The 21491-nt window shown below is 50.6% G+C and carries 18 protein-coding genes and 2 CRISPR repeat arrays; of the genes, 12 read left to right on the plus strand and 6 right to left on the minus strand.

Annotation, left to right across the window (positions count from 1 at the left end):
* Nucleotides 1–254: 254 nt before the first annotated feature.
* Nucleotides 255–551, plus strand: a complete 297-nt coding sequence (gene cas2, locus SBG41_RS03080; RefSeq protein ID WP_317896081.1) for a CRISPR-associated endonuclease Cas2 — start codon at nt 255–257, stop codon at nt 549–551.
* Nucleotides 541–1146, plus strand: coding sequence for a CRISPR-associated protein Cas4 (gene cas4, locus SBG41_RS03085; RefSeq protein ID WP_317896082.1), 606 nt, complete (start codon nt 541–543; stop codon nt 1144–1146). The genes cas2 and cas4 overlap by 11 nt, the downstream gene beginning before the upstream one ends.
* Here the strand turns inward: cas4 and SBG41_RS03090 are convergent.
* Nucleotides 1143–1838 carry a helix-turn-helix domain-containing protein gene (locus tag SBG41_RS03090; RefSeq protein WP_317896083.1) on the minus strand — a complete coding sequence of 232 codons (696 nt, stop codon included), beginning with the start codon at nt 1836–1838 and terminating at the stop codon, nt 1143–1145. The two genes, cas4 and SBG41_RS03090, sit on opposite strands and share 4 nt — an antisense overlap.
* Nucleotides 1839–1989: 151 nt before the next feature.
* Between SBG41_RS03090 and SBG41_RS03095 the strand changes: the two genes are divergently transcribed.
* The 7 genes from SBG41_RS03095 to SBG41_RS03125 all read left to right on the plus strand — a co-directional run bounded on the left by SBG41_RS03095 (nt 1990) and on the right by SBG41_RS03125 (nt 8507).
* Entirely contained in the window at nt 1990–2382 is a 393-nt protein-coding gene (locus SBG41_RS03095; RefSeq protein ID WP_317896084.1) for a hypothetical protein, read from the plus strand.
* Nucleotides 2383–2386: 4 nt separating this feature from the next.
* A complete protein-coding gene (cas7a, locus tag SBG41_RS03100) occupies nt 2387–3421 on the plus strand; it encodes a type I-A CRISPR-associated protein Cas7/Csa2 (RefSeq protein ID WP_317896085.1) in 1035 nt (344 codons plus the stop codon).
* A 94-nt stretch (nt 3422–3515) separates the two neighbouring features.
* A complete protein-coding gene (locus SBG41_RS03105) occupies nt 3516–4364 on the plus strand; it encodes a type I-E CRISPR-associated protein Cas5/CasD (RefSeq protein WP_317896086.1) in 849 nt (282 codons plus the stop codon).
* Entirely contained in the window at nt 4361–5503 is a 1143-nt protein-coding gene (locus SBG41_RS03110; RefSeq protein WP_317896087.1) for a hypothetical protein, read from the plus strand. Before SBG41_RS03105 ends, SBG41_RS03110 begins: the two co-directional genes overlap by 4 nt.
* Nucleotides 5504–5510: 7 nt before the next feature.
* Nucleotides 5511–7274, plus strand: coding sequence for a CRISPR-associated helicase Cas3' (gene cas3 / locus SBG41_RS03115; RefSeq protein ID WP_317896088.1), 1764 nt, complete (start codon nt 5511–5513; stop codon nt 7272–7274).
* Nucleotides 7271–8098, plus strand: a complete 828-nt coding sequence (locus tag SBG41_RS03120; RefSeq protein WP_317896089.1) for a CRISPR-associated endonuclease Cas3'' — start codon at nt 7271–7273, stop codon at nt 8096–8098. Before cas3 ends, SBG41_RS03120 begins: the two co-directional genes overlap by 4 nt.
* A 58-nt stretch (nt 8099–8156) precedes the next feature.
* Entirely contained in the window at nt 8157–8507 is a 351-nt protein-coding gene (locus SBG41_RS03125; protein ID WP_317896090.1) for a hypothetical protein, read from the plus strand.
* Nucleotides 8508–8951: 444 nt separating this feature from the next.
* Nucleotides 8952–9864: a CRISPR direct-repeat array (repeat unit 25 nt; unit sequence GCTAAACTCAAAAGAGAATTGTAAG).
* 267 nt (nt 9865–10131) lie between these two features.
* On the opposite strand, the gene SBG41_RS03130 is transcribed toward SBG41_RS03125, so the two are convergent.
* Nucleotides 10132–12177 (minus strand): ATP-binding protein, encoded by a 2046-nt coding sequence (locus tag SBG41_RS03130; RefSeq protein WP_317896091.1) that lies wholly within the window; start codon nt 12175–12177, stop codon nt 10132–10134.
* A 24-nt stretch (nt 12178–12201) separates the two neighbouring features.
* Nucleotides 12202–13737, minus strand: coding sequence for a hypothetical protein (locus SBG41_RS03135; protein ID WP_317896092.1), 1536 nt, complete (start codon nt 13735–13737; stop codon nt 12202–12204).
* 65 nt (nt 13738–13802) lie between these two features.
* On the opposite strand from SBG41_RS03135, the gene SBG41_RS03140 reads away from it, so the two are divergent.
* Entirely contained in the window at nt 13803–14846 is a 1044-nt protein-coding gene (locus SBG41_RS03140) for a tRNA guanosine transglycosylase family protein (protein ID WP_317896093.1), read from the plus strand.
* On the opposite strand, the gene cas1 is transcribed toward SBG41_RS03140, so the two are convergent.
* Both cas1 and cas4a read right to left on the minus strand, forming a co-directional pair.
* The gene (cas1, locus tag SBG41_RS03145; protein WP_317896488.1) at nt 14757–15734 is read right to left on the minus strand and encodes a CRISPR-associated endonuclease Cas1; all 978 of its coding nucleotides are present in this window, start codon (nt 15732–15734) and stop codon (nt 14757–14759) included. The two genes, SBG41_RS03140 and cas1, sit on opposite strands and share 90 nt — an antisense overlap.
* A 48-nt stretch (nt 15735–15782) precedes the next feature.
* The gene (cas4a, locus tag SBG41_RS03150) at nt 15783–16607 is read right to left on the minus strand and encodes a type I-A CRISPR-associated protein Cas4/Csa1 (protein ID WP_317896094.1); all 825 of its coding nucleotides are present in this window, start codon (nt 16605–16607) and stop codon (nt 15783–15785) included.
* Nucleotides 16608–16691: 84 nt separating this feature from the next.
* Nucleotides 16692–17732: direct repeats of the CRISPR family, unit length 25 nt; unit sequence CTTACAATTCTCTTTTGAGTTTAGC.
* A gap of 431 nt (nt 17733–18163) precedes the next feature.
* On the opposite strand from cas4a, the gene SBG41_RS03155 reads away from it, so the two are divergent.
* Nucleotides 18164–19177, plus strand: a complete 1014-nt coding sequence (locus tag SBG41_RS03155) for a hypothetical protein (protein ID WP_317896095.1) — start codon at nt 18164–18166, stop codon at nt 19175–19177.
* A 17-nt stretch (nt 19178–19194) separates the two neighbouring features.
* Nucleotides 19195–20400 carry a hypothetical protein gene (locus tag SBG41_RS03160; RefSeq protein WP_317896096.1) on the plus strand — a complete coding sequence of 402 codons (1206 nt, stop codon included), beginning with the start codon at nt 19195–19197 and terminating at the stop codon, nt 20398–20400.
* A 3-nt stretch (nt 20401–20403) separates the two neighbouring features.
* Here SBG41_RS03160 and SBG41_RS03165 read toward each other — a convergent pair whose 3' ends face one another.
* Nucleotides 20404–21054, minus strand: a complete 651-nt coding sequence (locus SBG41_RS03165) for a hypothetical protein (protein ID WP_317896097.1) — start codon at nt 21052–21054, stop codon at nt 20404–20406.
* Nucleotides 21055–21491: the final 437 nt, after the last annotated feature.

Here is a 21491-nt window from a genome sequence, read left to right on the forward strand (position 1 = left end):
GATCTTTCTTCCTATTCTACGCGATAATGTTCTGATGGAAATGTATGGGTTTGAAACATTGTTCCCAAGAAGCCTTACAACTCCACCAAAGACAGGTTCCAATGAGAATTCAATAAGGAATTTAAAGATAAAGAGGGTTGGGGCAAATACACAATGCGAGAAAATGGTTATGTTTTCTGCTTTTATTTAGTTTTGCTTGTGTTTTATGGTGGGATAAGGCTATATGTTTCCTGGTAATACCTTTCTTAGTGGTGGTGTTTCTGCCGTATGTTGTTGTATTTTATGATATTAGCGATGATAGGCGTCGCTTCAAGGTGGCTAAGTTGTTGGAGTCGTTTGGGCTTGTAAGGGTTCAGCGCAGCGTTTTCATTGGTCGTGGCGGGTTTACGAAGGCGAAGGAGGTTGTTCGTGCTGCTCTCCGGTTAGTGGATAGGGGGAAGGATAGTGTGGCCGCTGTTGTTGTTCCCGAGGACTATGCTAGGAGGATATTGGTCGCGGGGCGCCTTATGAATAGTCCTGAGAAGGCTGAGGGCGTGGTTGTTGTCGTCTAGCCTTGTCGAAGACGTTTTGATCCCTATAGGGCTTGTTAAGGAGTATTATTGGTGCCCTATGGAGGCTTATTTCAAGCTTATGGCTTGGCGCGAGGCGCCTACGGAGAGTATGATGGCTGGTGCTGAGATTGTTCCGCGTGACCGTATAGTAGAGCTGCTGGAGGAGAGGCACAGAGTCCACGAGCTACTGTGGGAGCACCCGGTTGTTTCACGTAGGCTTAGACTTGGTGGACGCGTTGACCTCGTAGCTATAACCGTTAACGATGCCGTTGTTGTGGTTGAGGCTAAGCTCTCGAAGACTAGTAGAAGGGCTCTCCGGGGGAGAGATAAGAGGCTACTAATACAGCTGGCAGCCTATGCTATCGCCGCCGAGGAGGCGCTCCGCCTTCCCTTGGAGGCCGCCTATGTCTATAGCACGGAAGTTGATAAGCTAATTGAGGCCAAGATTACGCCGCTTCTCCGCCGCCTAGTAGAGCACGCAGCCAAAGAGCTTAGAAGAATGCTTCTCGAAGCTAAGCCGCCGGAAACAGTTAGAACTAATAGAAGGCGTTGCAGGGTCTGCAGCTATCGCCACGTATGCCCCTTTGCGCGCTAACCGAGAACGTGGTGCAAGGAAGCAGCCAGGAAGGCACGCTCGCTGGGATAGTAGCGGCCCTTCTCCTCATCGCGTACAGCTATCCCTTTCTCCGAGAGGGCGCTGAGCCTCCTATACACCGTAGACTTGGCTACGCCGAGGAGCCTAGCGGCCTCACTCACTCCCAGCCCAGTATCCATCCTCTCAATGATTAGCGCTACAAGCCTCCTATCAAGAACATCTAGCTCCGGCACACGGAGATCGGCCAACAGCTCCTCAACGAGGGCGTTGAAACCCTCCCCCTCTACCCTAACGGTTATCTTCTTAGCATATTCTTCTGGGAGCATACTCAGCAAAATATAGAGGCCTAAGACTAGTAGGCGCGGACCTCCAGAGAGAAGCACTAGTAACTCACCTTGCTCAAGCGCCACGCGAATAAAGCCTCCAATCTTCCTAGCCAAGTTGTAAACCAGCCTAGAGAGCGACTCACCCCGATAAGGCACCGATACGAGCTCGCTCTCCACCCTTAGGCTGGAGGCAAAGACTCGTAGCTGGCTGAAAGCCCTCTCGACACGGCTCCACGCATCACTACCAGTATCAAGTGCCACAGCCACAACCTTGCATGGCTTATGATCGCTTATCGCCCTTATAGCGAACCTCTCGTCAAACCCGAAACTGGCTAGAAGAGTCTTACCACAAGTCCTCAAATGCATAAGGTAGCTCATCTCCGAGGGACGCTAGGTACTTAGAGATTCAAGCAGAGCCTTGAGCTCTGCTTTGAGCAGGTGTTCCGCAGAGGTGGAACACAATACTGGGAACTCATAAATATTATTCCATTTGCTCTATATTGGCGGAGTAGACGCCTTGCCTACTCAACAAGCTCAGATCCTCCGACCCATATGGCTTCCCGAGCTGCTAGCATACTTCGCCGAAACAAAGCAGTTCGGCGTTCTAGATCGCATAGCTAACGCGCTCGGCCCTGATCAAGCGCTCGCAGCCCTCTACGATGCTCTCAGAATATATCGCAGCAACTGCGTTAAGGAAGAGCCCGAGGAGAAGTGCCCACGCGTAAGGACGAAAGATGGCCAGACAATACCCCCGAAGGAGCTATTGGTAAGAGCTGAGTACGAGGTAAGCAAGCTGGCCGAGCTCCTCCTGGATCCAGCTAGGAGCGAGGAGGGACTACGAATAGCCCGAGCAGCAGCGCTCCTAGCCCTCGGGAAACACCATGGGACAGTTATGGAGGGAGGTGGGTAAGAACATGCCCCTATTCTTCTCCCTATCGGCTCGCATACTGGTTAACCTGGAAGCATTAAACATGGCTGAAAGCGTAGGCAACGTAGTACGTCATCGACGCGCACCAGTAATACTTCGGAGGAGTGATGGCTTCGCACTACGCTATGTACCGGTCATAAGTGGTGAGAGCCTGGCCCACCACTATCAGCGCCTCTTAGCAGACATAGCGGCTTCTCGCGGCATACCGGTCTGCCCTGCCTGTAAGCAAGGTGTCTTCCTCAAACATGCGGACAGCAACGTGTTCAAAAAGTACGATGGAATAGATAAGCCGAAGAACGTGTTCAAAAACGCGGCTGAGGTCGAGAAATACGTTGTAGAGAACTGCGTAGTTGAAGACGTAGGCGGCTTCCTCTTCACAGACATGACTGTTAAGCGTACCTCCCGGTTCCGCGTCGGCTACATGATACCAGCACTAGACGCGCTGGAAACCGGGGCAGCGGCTACCGAGGCACAGTTCCACGTCAGGTACTCACCAGGAGCCAAGGGCGGCGAACAAGCAATATACTATGTCGAGGTCGGCAGCGCTGCATATGTCTTCACCTACGCGCTAGACGCCTCCGCTGTAGGAGCCTATAGCATGGAGAACGAGGGCGCCCCGCAAGATAACCCGTATATCCTTGGCCTCGACGAGAGGAGGAAGAGAGTTGAGGCAGCACTAGATGCGCTAGCAGCACTACTCGGAGGAATGACGTGGGGGGCCAAGACCACAAGGTTCCAGCCACACTGGAAGATACTCAGCCTAGTAGTAGCAGTAACAGAGCCAATACCATTCAACGTCTCGCCCGGGCACGATAAGGAGTACCTAGCGGAAACAGTAGCGAGGGCCTGCAAGCTATCAAACATGATAAAAGAGTTCGCAGCCAGCATCCACTACTACGACGGCGAAGGACTCCGAGAACCCAAGAAATGCGCCAGCAACACCGTAGGCTCCAGTACGCACGAAAGCTACCTCGACGCCATAGAAGCAGCAAAGAAGGAGATACTGGAGAAGCTAGCCTAAGAAGACGCTGCAAATGCATACCTATACACTCCCACTATTGTTTTTATCATAGCCTATGTCACCCTGCCCAATGAACTACAGAGTGGTGAGACCAGTGACGGAGCCAGTAATGATTGTCAGCAGGGTTAGAACCGCTTGGGGGTTCAGCATACGCTATGCCGGGCTCTCCGCAGCGCAGCCAGCCCTACCACTGCCTCCGCCAACAACAGTCATAGGGTTCTATGCCGAGCCCTTAGCAAGGCTACTAGGGCTTCCCGAGTACTTAGCTAAGAGCAAGTACTGTAGCCCAGCAGAACTCCTAGCAAACTATACACTTGCAGCAGCCGCTGGCCTAGAGCCAGGCAGCCCAGCTGGCATAGCACTTCACAGCGACGTTACCAGAGTGCTCTCACTAGTATATCAGCGTAAGAGGGCTAAATGGGAGCCATATGCTTGGAGCGTTCAAGCCCTCGGCGCCTCTTATGCACCTTCAACTCGCTTAGTTCTCGGAATAGTTATTGATGCTGAGGGGCTCGGCAAGGAGCTCGGCATAGGCATAGATAGCTTGGAGGACTTGCTGAAGAAAGTTGCGTGGAGCGGGTGGCGCCTAGGGTCCAAGGAAGGCCTAGCAATTGTAGAGGAGGCTAAGATAAGTAAAGCAGAGGAGGCTAAGGGAGACGCCGCGTTCGAGTCAGTATTTTACCAGGATTCGGAGACAACTGTACCACTTGACCCAGAGAACATCGTTAAAGTGCATATGTGGAGACATAGACCGACCAAGCTTTTCTGCGGAGAACAAGTGGCTAGCCCCGCGGAGTTCCTTGTCCCCGTAAGCCCTGTCTCGACCCCGTCTTTTCTAGTTCCCCCCGAGGACCCGATACGCTTCAGGCTAAGGGAAGGAGCCAGAGCCTACTGCCTCAAGGGCTCCCAGAACCTATGCATAGCTACAAGTAAGGAGGCGTGAAAGTCCCCTTGTTCAGCGTGGAGCTCTTCCCGCCTGGCTGGATCGGTAGAGGGTTTCAGCTCCTAGCTCTCAGTATTGATCCTCACAGGGTTAGAGACATCACTGTGAGAGAGGCAGTGTTCGGCAGCAAGGACGACTATCTCGCGCTTCTCAACGAGGCGCTAGAGATTGCCAAGGGGTTTCTGAGCCAGGGGCTCTTGCAGAGGCCGAGGCTCTTCGGAAATGACCCCAAACCTGTCTCCAAGCTTGTGGGCACTAGGCTTAAGCAGTGGGATGAGGCCGCCGAGGTAGTTGTCGGTAGGCTCAGCAAGGGTGAGATCGATCTCAATGAGCCTAGGGTCAAGGCGCTAATGCTTATGAAGCTAAACATCTTCGAGTACTTGAGGAGCGTGAGGGGTGGTGTTAAGCCGGAGAGGGTGAAGCCGAACCCGACAGAGATTAGTCCTGCGTCTTTCGCGTTGGCCCTTGTAGGCGGTCTTTTATCGAAGGTTGGACGTGTGGGAGATAAGGGCGTATACTTGCTCCCAGCCCCTGAGGTAGGGCTCAACGACCTCTTTGAGATAGCGCCGCACTATACTGTCACAGTTGTTGAAGGGGAATATCAGCTACCTCCTCTTGGACGCCTCTTGTCTCTGCCGAGGGTGCAGGAGCTCCCCGTTAGCCTCGACACCCTTGTGCTTGTGTATGGCTCGGCACTCCTAGCCACTGTCTTCGATGCCTCTCCGGGAGAGCTCTGCGGATCCGGCTCTGTCTTCGACCGCTTCCTCCTGGCATCGATAAGCGAGACGGGAAACCGGGCAATACTCAACGAGCTTACCCCAATGGTTTTCTCCGGGCTTCTCTGCCGCCTAGGAAGCAAGCCACTAACTGCTCTTGGGGAACTCCTGGGCCGAGGAGTACAGAGAGGTCTATGCCCTGGAGGTAGCCAGGACCCAGGCCTCGACGCGGTCGCTCAGTGCGTAGGCAAGCTCTACCTATACGCTGTTACCGGGAATAACATCTATCTCTATGACTGTACGAGGCTGCTGAGAGGCGCTGCGGAGTCGAAGCAGTGCCTGAGGATGCGTGACTCTCTTCTATGGTGTGCCAGAAGCGTTGCTGAAGTGGCTAGTGCCGAGCAATGGATCCCGGTAGGGTAGCCGGGCCTTGCCGAGTCCCTGGGAGCGACCAGGCGTAGATGCTGTCGCCGAGCTCCTCGGCTCTGGAAAGAACGTGGTCTTCATCGCCCCAACTGGCTATGGGAAGAGCAAGGCTGTGCCAAGGCTGCTCCAAGAGGCCAGGGGGGAGGGGCTAGCGGCTAGAGTTATCCATGTTCTCCCCCTTAGGGCGCTGGTGAAGCAACAGTACTTCTTCATGCGAGACTTCTTAGAGAAGAAGGGCTGCAGGGGTTGCGCTGGCTACCTTGCGGGAGGCCTTGGCCTGGGAAGGGAAGGGTTCAGCGGATATATGCTGAGGGCAGCAGTAGTCTCGACCCTTGACAGCTTCGCCCTCAACATTGCCAGGTTGCCAGTAGCAGAGCTCGAGAAGACACTGCGGGGCGTGTTCGAGGGCCACTACGAGCTCCCTAGAGCGGCCCTCGCATCCTCCCTAGTGGTGCTTGACGAGGCCCACCTCTACGCCGAGCCATGGGTGCTCGACGAAGAGCCCTTGTCTCGCCGATTCCTCTCCATCTCTCTGAGGTTCCTCTCAGAGGCCCGGATCCCATTAGTTGTTGAGACCGCTACCATGGCTACAAGGCTCGTCGAGGACATAGCTGGGAGGGCAATGGCACGTGTCATTGCTGTCTGCAAGGAGTGCGGGAAGAAGGAGTGGATGAGGGTTGTTGACCGCGACTACTTCTCTGAGCATATGTTCCGCTGGAGGACGAGGATAATGAGCAGGGAAGAGGCGCTGCGGGAGGCCATTAGCTTCGCAGAGACCAGGAGAAGAGTCCTCTTCACAGCCAACACGGTGGACTCTGCTCTTGATGCGTATCGCGTTCTCTCCGAGGGGCTCGGTGTGGACAAGGTGGTGCTTATCCATGGCAGGCTTTCCCACCGGGACCGCGAGGAGGCTCTAAAGAGGCTCAACAAGGCCTCCGCCATAGTCGCTACTCAAGTAATAGAGGCGGGAGTGGATGTTGACGCCGAGGTATTGGTGTCCGAGGCTGCTGCTCCGAGCAGCCTGGCCCAGAGGGCTGGCAGACTATGCAGGAGCAGAGAGGTGGCCGAGAAGTGCAAGGGAGAGCCCCCCGAGGTAATACTCTACGAGCCGGAGACCAGCCACCCCTACGGGGACGCCATCCCCGAGACCATTAAGACGGTGCACAAGGTCCTCGCCTCCGGGAAGAGCATTGAGTGGAGGCTTCTGGACAACACCCGTGCCGACGGCTACGACGCAGTATCCTTCCATATGCTGGTTGAAACTGTTGAGAACCAAGGCCTAGAGGGGGAGGCTTCTGCGGCCTCAGCCGCTTACCGGAACCTGTTGTGGGCGAGCATGGCCCTACCCCTAGGTGATCCGGGGTTCGCGAAAAGGCTTCTAGAGAGCTATTGTAGCCTGGTCCGCGGCTCCGCGCTGGTAACGCTTGCAATACCCATGGAGGATGAGGAGAGCGAGGGCTTCGATACCCTGGAGGTGAGCCTAGAGTATTTGTCGAAGCACAGCGAGAAGGTGCTAGACTGCGACGCCTCTGGATGCACGGTAGTGGTACTGGCTTACGGCAATGAAGACACAGCCTACAAGGTAATGAAGCTTGAAAAGAACTTAGTCAGAAATATGCTCAAGAAGTGTAGGAACTACGCCGAGGCTTATCCACGACTACTAGCAAGGGCCGCCAAGGCACTTGGCGATAAGGGGCTTCGCGCCGCACAGCTCTATCTCGCCGCGAGGAGGGGGGCATACAAGAGAGGGCTGGGGTTAACGCCGTGACGCTCTACGCGTGGACCGGTGTACGCCTCGGGCTCCATAGCGTAAACGTGGCAGCTCTCCTCCTAGGCCTCTTCGGAGACGAGCTGCACGTTACAGCAAAGCGGCTTCAGCTCCCAGAGCACACGGTCCTAGAGGCGGCTGTGCTGGCAGCTCTCCTCCACGACGCGGGTAAGGCTGCGAAAAAGTTCCAAAAGACAATACTGTCCGGGAGCCCTTCCTTTGTTTGTCACGAAGTCCTCTCCGCCGGGCTAGTTCATCACGTTGCCAAGAGGCTCTTAGCCCGTGAGACGAGAGAACAAGAGAAGATACTTGTCATAGCAGCCTCTATCGCGGTTCTCCGACACCATCACGGGCTAAGGAACATAGCCTGGTGTAGTGAAGCTATAAGCAAAGGCCTAGTGCCAGCCCTCACGCCAGAGGAAATACAAATGATTGCAAAAGAACTAGAAGCGTGTTTGCCCAGCAACAGGGTCTCAGCAACGCTATGCCAGCTCGCAGAAAAGCACACCGAGATACGCCCCCTCACGGCGCTGAGAACGGTCAAGCAGGCAGCGAGAGCGATAAGCAGCCCCCTACTAACGATAACATCGTCCCAGCTAACCGGCGCACTAAGCCTAGCAGACTACCTAGCAGCATCGCTCCTAGACGGGAGAAGAGGGGACCAGGAGCACCTAAGAAGCTACGCTGGGCAAGCACTGAGAGAACTAGAATGGAAACTAGAGGGAGACAGAGACGCGGCAGAAGCCCTCCGAGAACTAGCTACGAGGGAAAAGGAGACACTACGAGTCCTACTAGGGCTGCAGCACCGAGAACAACTCTTATAGCATAATAAGATAAGCTCTCTACTTTTCTGGGACGTCACGGTTGGCGGAAGAAGCAGTATTGTCTAGCGTTTTGTCACAGGTTTCTAAGAAGATATTGGAGAAGCTTGAGAAGGGCAAGAAGCTTAGCACCGAGGACATCCTGCTACTATACCTCGACATGACTCACAAAGAGATAAGGGACCTACGCGAAGAGATAAGAGAGACAAAGAACGAGCTAAGAGACGAAATAAAACGCGTCGAAGCCAGGCTATGGAGCGAAATGAAAGACACCAACAGAAGAATCGATGACCTCAACAAGACCATGAGCCAAAGAATAGACCAGCTACACACAAACCTCCTAGGAAAAATAGAGGAGATAAACAAGAGGATAAACAAACTATACGAGACAAGGCAAGACGGCACAGCATAAACAATCCTAGAACACACCCACGAAATAGACACGTAGTTCTATCCAACCTTTGCCAAAACTACCACCAAATATCGCTAACCATAATAAGCCAACACCGTACCTCAGCTAACCCTTCTTCATATAGAGAACATATGGCACAGTAGGTCACATATAATCATTGAAAACTATCGCTATTTTCTCGCATTGCGTGTTTGTCCTAGTCTTCTTCATCTTTAAATTCCTCTTTCTTTTCTCATTGGAACCTGTCTTTGGTGGAGTTGTAAGGCTTCTTGGGAACAATGTTTCAAATCCATACATTTCCATGAGAACAATATGGGATAGAGCAGAATGGAGGAGTATTGTAAATCAACATTCACTAGCCTTTTATAAGTAATCAATGTTCTAATAGAAATAAATACCCAGACCATAGCAAAGACTATTCGGATCCCAAAAGGGAACATACCTGCTAAACTCAAAAGAGAATTGTAAGTCCGGATCTCCTCTAGGTACTCCTTGAGCGACTCAGGCACCGCTAAACTCAAAAGAGAATTGTAAGCTGTCTCCAGTAGTTTTGGCGTCATGTAGGGCCCTGAGATCTCGAGCTAAACTCAAAAGAGAATTGTAAGTGTCTCTGCCAAGCTCGTATACCTAGACGGCACTGTGGCGATCATGCTAAACTCAAAAGAGAATTGTAAGTGATTATCTGTACGTCGTTGGCCGAGACTGCTGCCTCGAGCGCTGGCTAAACTCAAAAGAGAATTGTAAGCTCGTCTATTGGTACGCATTCGCACTCGCAGCCAAGGTTCCCGGCTAAACTCAAAAGAGAATTGTAAGCTTGCTTCTTCTAGCTCCTCTACCGCCCACATGAACGCCGTAGTCATTGGCTAAACTCAAAAGAGAATTGTAAGGTAAGAACCACATTGGGCCTCTCTTTCTCATAAGCGTCTAGCTAAACTCAAAAGAGAATTGTAAGTCCGAGCATCTGCATTATCAAGCTTAGGTTGTAGTCTGAGTAGCTAAACTCAAAAGAGAATTGTAAGCAATGGCCAGAAGAGAAGCTAAAAGATATGAGTGAAGACATAGGCTAAACTCAAAAGAGAATTGTAAGAGAACGTGCCCCAGGAGTACCAGGATCTGGTTAACGTGGTCAAGCTAAACTCAAAAGAGAATTGTAAGCCTATCCACATAATGCGTTTCTTGTAAGCGTGTTTAACGAGGAGCTAAACTCAAAAGAGAATTGTAAGCTTCAACCTATTGTCTGCCAAGCCGAGCCATCCCACACCTGCTAAACTCAAAAGAGAATTGTAAGGTAGTAACGGCTGTTGACAAGAGCATCTTTGAGAAGATACTGAAGCTAAACTCAAAAGAGAATTGTAAGATAGTACTCCCTTATCTTGGCCTCAATGTAGTTGAGCACGGATAAACTCAATAGAGTCAATAGAGAATTGTACATATTATAGCAAGAAGCTGTGTACAATCCATGTTGGTTCAAATAATTAGTTTTCAACTTAGTGAGAGGTTCTAGGAGGGTATTATGGGCTAAAATGTTTGTTTCTAATAAACTAATAGGGTTCTTAGTAAACGGGATTTATGATTATCTCGTCATATCGTCAAAGAATCTATTGTAGTGGTGTTGTGTATGGGTTTAGGTTGTTCTGTGTCCTATTAGTGGTGGTGCGTTCTTGATTGCTAGGTATCCTCCTCTTACAGCGTAGCTTGAGAGTATTGCTGCGTGGTCTTTGAAGTATGGTAGTCTTCTTCGGTACTCTTGTGGTAGTGGTGTTTCTTCTGCTGTCCTTCTATCTATTCTTAAATATATTTTCGTGTTTGTCAGTACTGTTATAACTGGTGATACATCTGTTTCCTTGTGGGTTGAGAAGATTATTGATATTCCTCTGCTTCTACCAAGCCTTGCTAGATGCTCTATGCTTATTCGGAGTATTTCGGCGTATTCTTGGCGGCTTGGCGGGAAGAATAGGTGGGCTTCATCCACCACTAGGAGAGCGTAGCTTGGTATGTTTGTCCGCTCCATGTGTTCTGCTAGTGTTTTGAGGAGCTGGTAGCCTAGGAACACTTTTGTGCTCTGTGAGTCTACGGCTCTTGTCTTCGATGCCGCGGTTTGGGCTGCGTAGCCCAGGTCTAGTACAAGTGACCTCGCTTCTAGCTTTTCCATGATTTTTGCTAGTGCTGTGTAGTCTAACTGGGCCCATTTCGGATCCTCGTCCATGTAGCCTATTACGCCTAGCTCGCTGAGGGCTCGCAACCTTGACTCCAGGTTGCGGAGCGTCTCGGCGTGGATGACTCTCTTCACCAGGTTCCTGCAATCCTCTGGAGGCCTTGCTATTATGCCTAATAGCTCTTCTAGCTTCTTGGCGCCGCACTTCGCGACCAACATGCGTAGTGCTTCCCTTGCCCTGGCGGTGAGGTAGGGGTCTAGCTGTGCGACCTCGTCTATGCTCTCTACTATGATCTTCCTGGGAGCAATGAATAATTCTTGCTTCTCCTCGGCGCCGCTGCAGGATACTATTGCCTCTACCCTGTAGGTCAGCGGCGCCGGGGTGGGGCTTGGTTCGCTTAGGCTGAGGCTGCAGCCCTGCTTCTCGTAGCTCTTCCTAAGCGTCTCTTCCAGATAATTCGTGTAGTTGGTTGCTTCCTCTGCGTAGTCGCTGGGGTTGCGGCAGTTTATGCAGGGTATTAGTGCTATCCCGCGGAGCCCTTGGTGTAGTACGGGTTTTCCTTGCTCGGCGCTTGCCCCGTATAGTTGAAGGACTGCGGCGGCTTCTGGGTCTACTCGTTCTCCTGGTATGTGGCCTGGTAGTAGGCCTGCCACGTAGTCGCTGCTGGCGTCGAGAACCACTATGTGGACGCCGGGATGCCTCGAGGCGTCCAGCATCATGTTTTTCACTAGGCTTGTCTTGCCGCTGCCCGTGGTCCCGGTGACTAGCACGTGCTTTACGAGGACGCTCCACGGCAGCCTTATCGCCACCGGCTTGCCGTCGGCGAGGTAGAGGGAGTCCATTACGCCGAGGCCGCCTACGAGTACTCCTTCCCGGCTAGGGGCTAGTAGCGCCTCTAGTACCTTGGGCGAGGGAGCTATAACCGGGCTATTGGGGTCCGGGGGTATGGTTGGCGCAGAGTAGCCTAGCTTCTCGACAATACCCGCCACTATGCTTGCGGCCTCGTCGCTGCGGCTCCTCGCTGCTTCGGCAATCTCTTTCACGTGTTCTCCTAGGTGGACTAGGAGGAGGGGGCGGAGCATGAGCCTCAGCGAGACAACATTCGCTGCTATGCTGAGCGGGTGCAGGGTTTCGAGGGGCACTGTTACTAGTGGTTGCTGGGCTCCGAGAACCCTCGTGCCGCTTGGCTTCACTGTGGAGGAGACGGAGGCGAGTATGAGCGAGAGAGTCTTCGGGTCAACGACCACGTAGTAGTAGCCCTCGCCGAGCATAGAGGGATTCTCATGGGCTAGCCTCACCCACGTCTCGGGGGGAATGTCTACGGGTATCTCGTCTCCGCCTACGTCCTCGGTGAGCGCAACCCTGCCGACGATGAAGCCGGTAGAGGATATGGCGTGTGCTACCTCGTCTGCCAGCCTCGCTCTCTCCCCGTATTGGCTGAAGAGCTCCTTTCTCTCAGCAACAACCTCGTCTACTAGGCGGAGAGCATTCTCACGGATATCCTCCTCGTCCAACACCTATGCACCCCTTCTCCCGCTCTACATGGCGGTGAGCTGGAGCAAGGTATCATAGGTAAAAGTAACCACGTCGCGTAACCTGCTAAACCAGGTAAGTGCCACTGTCTTCGAGACGGTCCTGGCGACGCGGTCTGCGAGCACTATAGGGGCAGGGGCCTCCAGGGCACCGGGGCTCGTCATTAGCCACGCTATCTCTCTGAGCACTACTAGGTCATTATCCACGACGGTTCTGATGATGTCCTCGTTGTCCTCCAGGGTCTCCACGTGTATCTCTCCTTTCTGGTCGAGGCGGACAGGGTGCTCGGTGTGCAGCTGTGGAAACTCTACGCGGATTATTCGGTGCCCGCCGAGCCCTGTCTTTACGACGAGGTAGTAGCTCCTCTTTACGACGTAGGGGGTGCCCCTGGCCTCCCTGTCTATGCCTGCGAGGGTTTCGCCGCTACGGGTAACCTTCTTGTTATAGAAGGGGATCGGGTGCTGCCCTCCTAGACCGAGGGCGTTGAGCAGGGCCTCCCAGAGGCTCTTGGCACTTATTATGCTTATGACGGGACCTATTGCGATACCTATCCCGTATGCGTATGGCTGCATAACTGGATAGAAGCCCCGTTCCGAGAGGAGCGCTTCCACGAGTTGCGGATCCGTAGGGGGTAGCTGTGAGTCAGGGTTGAGGCTTGTAAGCGCGTTCACTAGTACCCTGCTCCTATTTATCCTCTTAACCACGCCCATTACGAGCACGCTTCTCCGAGAAAGCGAGGCAACTATCCTGATTCTTTTCAGGGCGTTTAACAAGTAGCTAAGAGTATAGACCGCCTCTACTAGGATTGCTGGCCCGCTCCCGCGGAATTGGGCCATGTTGTAAAACCTGACAAGCAGGCCCGGTGTCATGTAGACCGGGCCGTCAACCATGACCCTGGTATACCTTGTCGCGAGGACGGGGGAAGAAGATATGTAGGAGAGCGCGTTGTTCTCCACAAGAGTACGGTTCTCGTCCAGCATTGTCGAGACGTTGTATCCGTTCCCGTATCCGAGGCTCTGTAGTGCTCCACAACCAGTACTCTTCTTGCTATTACAGCCTATCGCGTCAGCAAGCTTAGCGGGATCCACAAGCGGCCTCGTCACGGTGTAGCGCAGGCCCGTGCCCGGCAACTCGGGGGCAAGACTTGCCACTGGCGTATTATTGGCGCCGACTACGGGATATACACCGGTATCGGGATAGGTTGCCACAACATAGACTCCGTCAAGAATGCTCGTCGCGACTGCATAGGCTCCGACGAGGAGGTTATAGGCTTCGAGCTTCCTACTACTACCGTCAACACCAATGTACTCATAGGCGGGCTTATCCGGGGCGATCACGTAGATGAGCTTTTCGAGGCTTTTCTGCTCGCGTATGGGGAGCTCTGAGCGTACGACCTTCCTGCCAGCATCTTGTACCTCGTCCGTCGAGGCTTCGTCGGTTGGCGGGGGGAGGGTTAGCTTGCTGGGGGGCTTCCTCTTAACGGCTTGTGCAACGCTCTCTGCCTCATAGGCTATGTCGGCTATGGTTGCGAGCGGGGACACTCGTGGGAACCCGGTAGTAATACCTTTTAGTCCTCGATATAAGGCTTCCTACCGGATACTGCACCTTGGCGAGAATATACTTCGTCCATAGCCTCACCCAGCTAAACCCTATGCTGTGGAAAAACATCGGGCACCCACACGTAATGGTTTCCGCAGACGACGTTGCCAAGAAGATGCCTACTGCGGTGAAACAGCTACGCGGGCTAGACGTGATAGTCGATAGCGGGGGCTACCGGCTGATAAGTAGGCGGCGCCTACCGGAGCCCGAGAAGGTCCTAGAGGTGCAGAAGGCATTATACGAGGAGGTCGGCGCCTTCCCCGTTCTGCTCGACACACCTGTCCCGCACCCCCTTCGGGCGAGCGATGCGGAGTTCCGTGCAGCTAACAAGGCTACGGCGCGCAACGCTAGGCTCTGGCAACGAGTCTTCGGAGACCACTTCCTCTACCCTCTCCACGCACAAACAGGGCAACAGCTGAGAGAGGCCCTGGATCTAGCAAGGCGGGTTGCTGGCGGCCATGCCGGGGCTTTTGGGCTTGGAAGCCTAGCCCCTCTGGCCCGCTATGACCCCGGCAGGCTCCTTGAAGCTGTTGCCGAGGCCCGCCTCCTCATAGATACTCGTCTCCATGTATTCGGCGTGGGGAACAGCATAGCCATCCTCCTCCTAATGCTCCGAATAGCGGACAGCGTTGATACTAGTAGCCCGCTCGCGGACGCGAAATACGGCTTAGCAAGGGACCCCATAAGCTTCTCATTGCTCCAAGTAGCTCCACGTAAGGGTGGGAGAAGAGCGGCTGACCCCGCCGAGCTGGCTTCTCGCTGCAAGTGCCCCGTTTGCAAAACGAACCCTAGGGCTCTCTCCGAGTGGGGGCGTCGGGGCATCCTTGCGCGCACAATTCATAACGCGTACCACTTACTGAGAGCAGCCAGAGACCCCGCACTGGCATCCAGGATGCTGAAGAAGAACCGGCTCCTGCTTAGGGCTCTCAGTAGGAGCGAGGTTAGGAGTAGGCTAATGAGCCTAAATAACGGCTATGAATGCACGGTACTGGGTTTTCTCCCGAAGGGCCTTAGCGAGGCTCCAAGCATAGGCGTAGACGTGGTCTCTTAGGGGCCTCTTCTTTCCCTCAAAGTCTTTCACCTGGGATGTGAGGGCATTGGTTACTCTTTCTGCTATCTTTCTGCGCGACTCATAGCTCAAGCTGCCCTTATAGGAGTCGAAGAGCGCTGGGTCAATGTTCGTGAAAAGCACTCGGTCTATGAGGGGCTTGAAAGTATCGCTGTAGTCGTAGACGAGGCTCACCCGCCCGCTTCGATCAGCGTGGAGGAAGCCGGCATAGGGGTCTAGGCCTACAACTATAAGGGCGTCATAGGCTACACCGTAGAGTATTGCATAGGCGTAGCTTATAGCCATGTTGACGGCGTCCTCGCCGCGAGGATTTCTACCAGTAAAACCATAGTCTCCGGGGAGCAGGGCCGCTAGCACCTGCCAATACTTCTTCGCAGCCCTTGCCTCAACCCCTCTAACCCTGTCTGCGTCTAGGCTCCCGCTCTTAACTAGCTTGGAGAGCTCATAGGCCTCGTCCTCGACCCGGTAAGCCTCATCCCTTATCCACGGCTCTCTCCTGCTCTTAGAAATATAGCGTAGCACCCTTGCCTGATTAACTATCTTAGCCCTCACCATCTCAGCAGCGTAGCGGAGCGCGTCTCCGCGCAGCTTGGCCTCGTACTGGGCCATGCGGGCCTCAACAGTCTTGTTAACCCTATCGATAGGCCGGTACTCTGCAACCACGTGGCCCCGATGACCGAGCACAAGGACACGTATACCTAGCTCGGCGAGCCTTCGCAGAGCCCTACCGCTTATACTAACGGCACCCGTAGCCAACAAGACGAGCTCAGCATCATAGGTCACTGGCACCGGGTCAGAGCCCGGAGCCTGGACATAGACGACACCACTCCTAACGAATACCCTTGCACCCGGTGTTGAGACAACAAACACCTCGCCCAAAGGGGAGACACCCCTCTCCAAGCCCGGGAACGCCTAGCCCTAGGCCTCGGCAGGCGGGCATCCAGGAGCCCCGCGGAAGGGGCACCACGGTGGACAATTCTCTCCAGCAGGGCCAGGATCAACACTATTATCAACTATCATTGCTACCTCGTCCCGAGCCCTCAGAAAGCGGCGGCGAAGCCCATCATCTATTACCACGACACGCCACTCTAGCCAGGGCTCGCCCGAGTCTCTGCGACGAATATAGAGAGCAACACCATAGTCCACGGGCAAGCCAGTCCAAGCCTCGAGCGCCAAGGCGTAGCCAGCGAGCTGAAGCTCCTTACCTTCACCGTAACGCGTGGACGAACTAGCAGTAGTCACTTCTACAGGGAGAAACCCGACGAGCAAGTCTGGGCGCACTATGTCGCTAAGCCCTACAGCCGCCCCCGGAATCTGAGGCTCGACACGTACAGGGATATCAGCATCAATGATCGACTGAAGGGCTAGCCCAGCTCCAACCGTGTACACCCGTTGAAGGAACCCATCTATCCTCACACCAAGCCTTTTACCAAGCCTCCACATAGCCCGAGACAAGGCCTCTAGGTCGGATACGCCTCTATCTACGAGCCTAAAGGGCTCAAGAAAGAACTCGTGAACTATAGCACCATAAACGGCCTCCTTGCTTCTCTTAGGCTTGATCCGCATAACACGGCGCAGAAACACATCACGATGCACAGGACAAATGCCCGCAACCTCGCTAGGCGAGGGACGATAACGATACCGTGGAGAAACATAGTCGAAACGCCAACCCCTTATCTCTGCAAAGACCCCACCCTCAGCCCCGAGGCTGCGTATAAAGTCCCACACTCTGCGGGGAAGCAAAACAGTACGCCAGTAATACCTTATAAAGATATTAGTTATACATAAACCCTACCACCAACAATCAAACAAGCACCAAGGCCTCATCTTACAATTCTCTTTTGAGTTTAGCAGCTCGTCAAGAAGTTCCTTGAGCTCCGCGACTCAGCGCCCAACACTTACAATTCTCTTTTGAGTTTAGCGCTTGGAATATCTCGGCACAGTGTGCCTCACCGATAACTTACAATTCTCTTTTGAGTTTAGCACGAGAACGTAACCGAGCTCGTTAAGAGCATCGGGCTCGGGATCTTACAATTCTCTTTTGAGTTTAGCTTCCTTGCTGAAGGTTGAGGCTCGTGGAGTAGAGTATCTGCTTACAATTCTCTTTTGAGTTTAGCCTTTTGTTGCTCTCTGGCTGCCCCTCGTGAGGATAGGGTTCTACCTTACAATTCTCTTTTGAGTTTAGCAAGGCCTGTTCCATCACCACCTCCACCGACAGGTGGGAGGACTTACAATTCTCTTTTGAGTTTAGCCCGGCCATAAACTTGCGTGATCTGGATAGACCCCTGCAACTTGGCTTACAATTCTCTTTTGAGTTTAGCCTGTGGGCACTCTGCTAAACCGTGCAATACTCGTAGTAACGGACTTACAATTCTCTTTTGAGTTTAGCTGATTAGTATTGCCTACTCTACACATTGTTGCAACACTTACTGATGCTTACAATTCTCTTTTGAGTTTAGCTCAACATTGCCCTTGGAAAGAACCTGCTTGAGGGCTTGGGATCTCTTACAATTCTCTTTTGAGTTTAGCAGCGAGACAATAAGGAGGGCTTTACGAATAACGGCGTGTATGGACTTACAATTCTCTTTTGAGTTTAGCGAAAGCTAGCAGAGAAGTACAGGAGGATAATACACAGGGTATAGCTTACAATTCTCTTTTGAGTTTAGCTACCTAACCCTTACCCTATCCAATTTTCGGGAAAATTACTTACAATTCTCTTTTGAGTTTAGCCGAGCGTGTAGACGTCTATGTCCGTGAGCTTGTCGGTCAGCTTTCTTACAATTCTCTTTTGAGTTTAGCCAGCCAGCTCCCCTAGCTCCCCGGGCGAGAAGCCATCCCCGCCACTTACAATTCTCTTTTGAGTTTAGCAGGTATGCTCCCTGTTGGGATCCGAATGATTAAGGCTATGGTACGGGTATTTATCTTCTTCGGAACACTATTGGCTTATAAGCTGTTAATGAGTCATAATTAGCGACAACTCTTCTTTCTACTCCATCCAATAATGTTCTGATGGATTTGCATAGATTTGAAACGTTGTTCCCAAGGACAAATTCAAATCTGTCTAGAGGGTGTTCTCAAGGGAAAACAAAGAGGAATTTGGATGTGTTAATAAGTTGTAGATTCTTGATTATGGATACTTATATACTCTAAGCTATGAACTGCTTTATTGTTCGGGTTAGCTTGTCTTCGCCTCACCGGGCCAGTTGAGGTGACACGGTCTGTCCGAGTGCCTCAGCTCGTATCGCATTTACATTTTCGATATACTTTCCGGACTCGTTCCCCTCGTTGAGCTAGACAAAGTGGTAGTCGATGATGAGCACTTTGTCTACGGTATCGAGGAGTCGCAGGCTCGGGGAGAGACGCTACTTTATCAGAAAGCCTTACAGTCGCTGGCATCAACCCTCTATATGCCTTGGCTCCCTTACAGAGCCGATAAGACTATTGTTAACAGGACTAGGATGCCGCTGTATAGAGCTATATTGGAGAGGTTTAGAGCGAATAGCTCAGCTACTAGCTGTCAAGACCTAAACATTCTTGACGCGATATTTGGCGAGTTCTTCAGCCTTGTTAAGCTCTTGGCGATTAGTCCTGCATCAAGAACGTTTTACGAAGAACTAGTTGAATCAAGTGCTCGAAATGCCCTAGAAGTTCTAGGAAACGATAACGTTGTCTCAGACATATATAGGCTTCTCAGGGAAATGCTAAAAGAGAATAGCATGGTCGAGAGACTGCGAAAGCTATACTCATTTGTTAGCCAAGGTCAATGGAGCACTATGCTAGACCAGGAACAGGGGGCCCTACAAGTTCTAAGAGGCCTCACAAGTAAGTGTGGAGGATCTGTAAACCTTTTCCTACTATATCCTGTAGTGCACTCAACATACTACTTTGTAGAGCTAACGAAATATGTAATAAATAAGGTAAAAAGTGTAGGAATAACCTTGAACGCTATATGGCTTGTGTATCCGCACGTCTCGGCCTCTGCCATCAGGGATATAGAAAACAGGCTGCACCGAGAACTAGCTAGTCCAAATAAGCTTTCCTACCAGCTAAGGAAGAGGGAGGATGCAGGCGAAGTAGCCGAAGAAATTGTGGAAATTGTTCCCGAGAATGAGTGCTCTGTGCTAGTAATAGTACTTGACTTAGCGAAACCCTTGATAGTAGAATTGCTCAAAAAGCTAGCTGGCTTAAAGAAAGCAGCGGTACTAATGTCGGTAGCTCCTTGCATCAAGCTCCAACAGAATCAGCAAAACCAGTTAAGCGGTAAACCCGGCCAATGCCTTCTCAATATTTTCGATACAGGCTACACCGTGTAATCAGAGGTGATTATTTCGTGAGAAGACTCCCAGCACATAGGACATATTGCTATGCGCTCGAAGGCAATATCTCTAGGATAGACCCCTTACTGGAGCTACTGGCATCACCACTACTCCCAATAGTACGCGGAGAACGGAAATACAAGGTGGCAAAATACTGCGCTGAACCGATCACTGGAACCCTAGCAGTACGCACCGAGTCCACAGTCAGCCATATTCACGTCCTATCCATATACAAGTGGCTAGCCTATAACCCACTAACACTAATGGGCGACTACAACCTAGCAGCACTAGTAGACGAGGGAGCTCTACCCGGCTCCGGCTTCTTCCCCCTAGCGGAACGCTACAAGATATACGAGGACAGCAGCACTTACCAAAAGACACTGTATCTAGCACCAGCCGCAACAGCGACAAACTCCTCGAGAAGAGGCATAGACCTAGTACAAGCAATGCTTACAACAACAATAATACTCCACGGGCTAGACCCCAGCAATCTAACACGCAACACCTATGAAGCCCTCGTACAAGCCTATCTATACAAGCTAAGCCAGCTACAAAGCTCAGAGCTAAGATACGAGACCCTAGCCGTATCAAAAATAGCACCACAAATACCACCACAAAGACTACAAACATATATAAGCGAGATCATACAGGCAAAGAACACAAGCGAGATCCAAAAAACAATAAGGAAGATACTCGGCGACAAAAGCATCATAAACCAACTATACGGAAAATACCTAGGACAACACACAATAACACTACCACTAAGCCCCGAACAACAAATACAACAATTCACCCGACTAGTAACCAATCCCCAAAAACTAGGCACAGACACAGCAATAATAGAAGTAACAGGACAATTCTCATTAGCAGACATACTCCTCGCGGCAAACACGGGCATACAAACAGTATACCTAATAGCAACACCAGAAACAATACAAAATATAATACACATAATGCTGCTCTTCCAAGAAAAAATATCAAAACCAAAAATAGAAATAAATAACAAAGAAATAATCATAGACAACATAACATTTAAAACAATAATAGTACCCCAAACAATACCAACCATAATATCAAAGCTATACACAAAAATAGTAGAAAAAAGCAGAGAAACAACCTACATACCAGGATTCATATCATCAATAAGTGCCCTCACAATAAAACAAATGCAACAAAGAAAAATACAAATAAAAACAATACAAGAACTAATAAAAACATAAGTCTCAAACCCTAGCCTGAATTATTTTATTCTTACCAATAGAATCAACAATACACTCAACACAATCCTTAAATAACCTAATAAACGGCGAACGACCAATAAGATCATCTTCTTCAAGTCTACTAAAATCACCAATATCGACCGGCCTAAACAGGTAGATGCTAAACTCTATTCCTTTAATACTTATACTAAATCTAGCAACAATGCCTTTTTTCTCATATTCTTTAACAATATCTGTACAACATGTACCTGTGTATTTGTTTATCTCACTGCCTAATGCCAACGAAAAAGTATAGATGCACTCACTAAAGAATGATGTCGTAAGTAAGAATGTCTTAACAGCATTCACTAAGTCTGATTCACTATTAGATTTGTATGCATATAGATATAAATTAAGAGGGTCAAATAAGAACCAATCAATGCCATAAAGTGATTCAATTTCTCCAAATTGTTTTATTATACTATTAAATATCTCATTAATTATATTATTATTAAAATTATTAAAGAAATATTTAATAATTTTAGAAATATTTGTTTCACACACGTAAAATTTTTTAGAGATATTATAACAATTAAATTTATTTTCATTAATTTCTAACATATTTATTTCATTATATTTTTGTTTTTGATCATCTATTTTAATAACTATAGCCATCTATACCACCTAATCTAGTTATTATAATTTATCTATAGCAATAATTAAGAAGATTATTTATATTTATTCTACTAAAAATTGTTGAAGAGGGAAACAAACCTTTATTAGGTATTATACAACAAACACATAGATTGAGATTACCGCAATATCGTCTATGTGAAGCACATGTATATTGACATAGTCTTCTTTTATTACCTTGGACTAGCATTTCTCTATGAAGAATATTAATAATTTCCCATACCGGGATACCCAATATATTAAAACGTCTACGAATCTTATCACGAATAGTTTTAAATAGTATGGGATTATTACTAATTTTGTGACAATCAATATATATTACTATATTTCCATTTCTTAAACCTATGTCAGGAATACCTGAATTATTTTGATTATTTAAGCGTAGGCAATGCATTAAATTAGCATGTGTCCCCTCATAT

It is taken from the genome of Pyrofollis japonicus, assembly GCF_033097485.1.
GTDB classification, from domain to species: Archaea; Thermoproteota; Thermoprotei_A; order Sulfolobales; family Pyrodictiaceae; genus Pyrofollis; species Pyrofollis japonicus.

Excerpts from the sequence above, each read along its gene's own strand:
- SBG41_RS03090 (WP_317896083.1), bottom strand. The coding sequence starts at position 1,838 with ATGCATTTGAGGACTTGTGGTAAGACTCTTCTAGCCAGTTTCGGGTTT.
- SBG41_RS03165 (WP_317896097.1), bottom strand. The coding sequence starts at position 21,054 with ATGGCTATAGTTATTAAAATAGATGATCAAAAACAAAAATATAATGAA.
- cas7a (WP_317896085.1), top strand. The coding sequence starts at position 2,387 with ATGCCCCTATTCTTCTCCCTATCGGCTCGCATACTGGTTAACCTGGAA.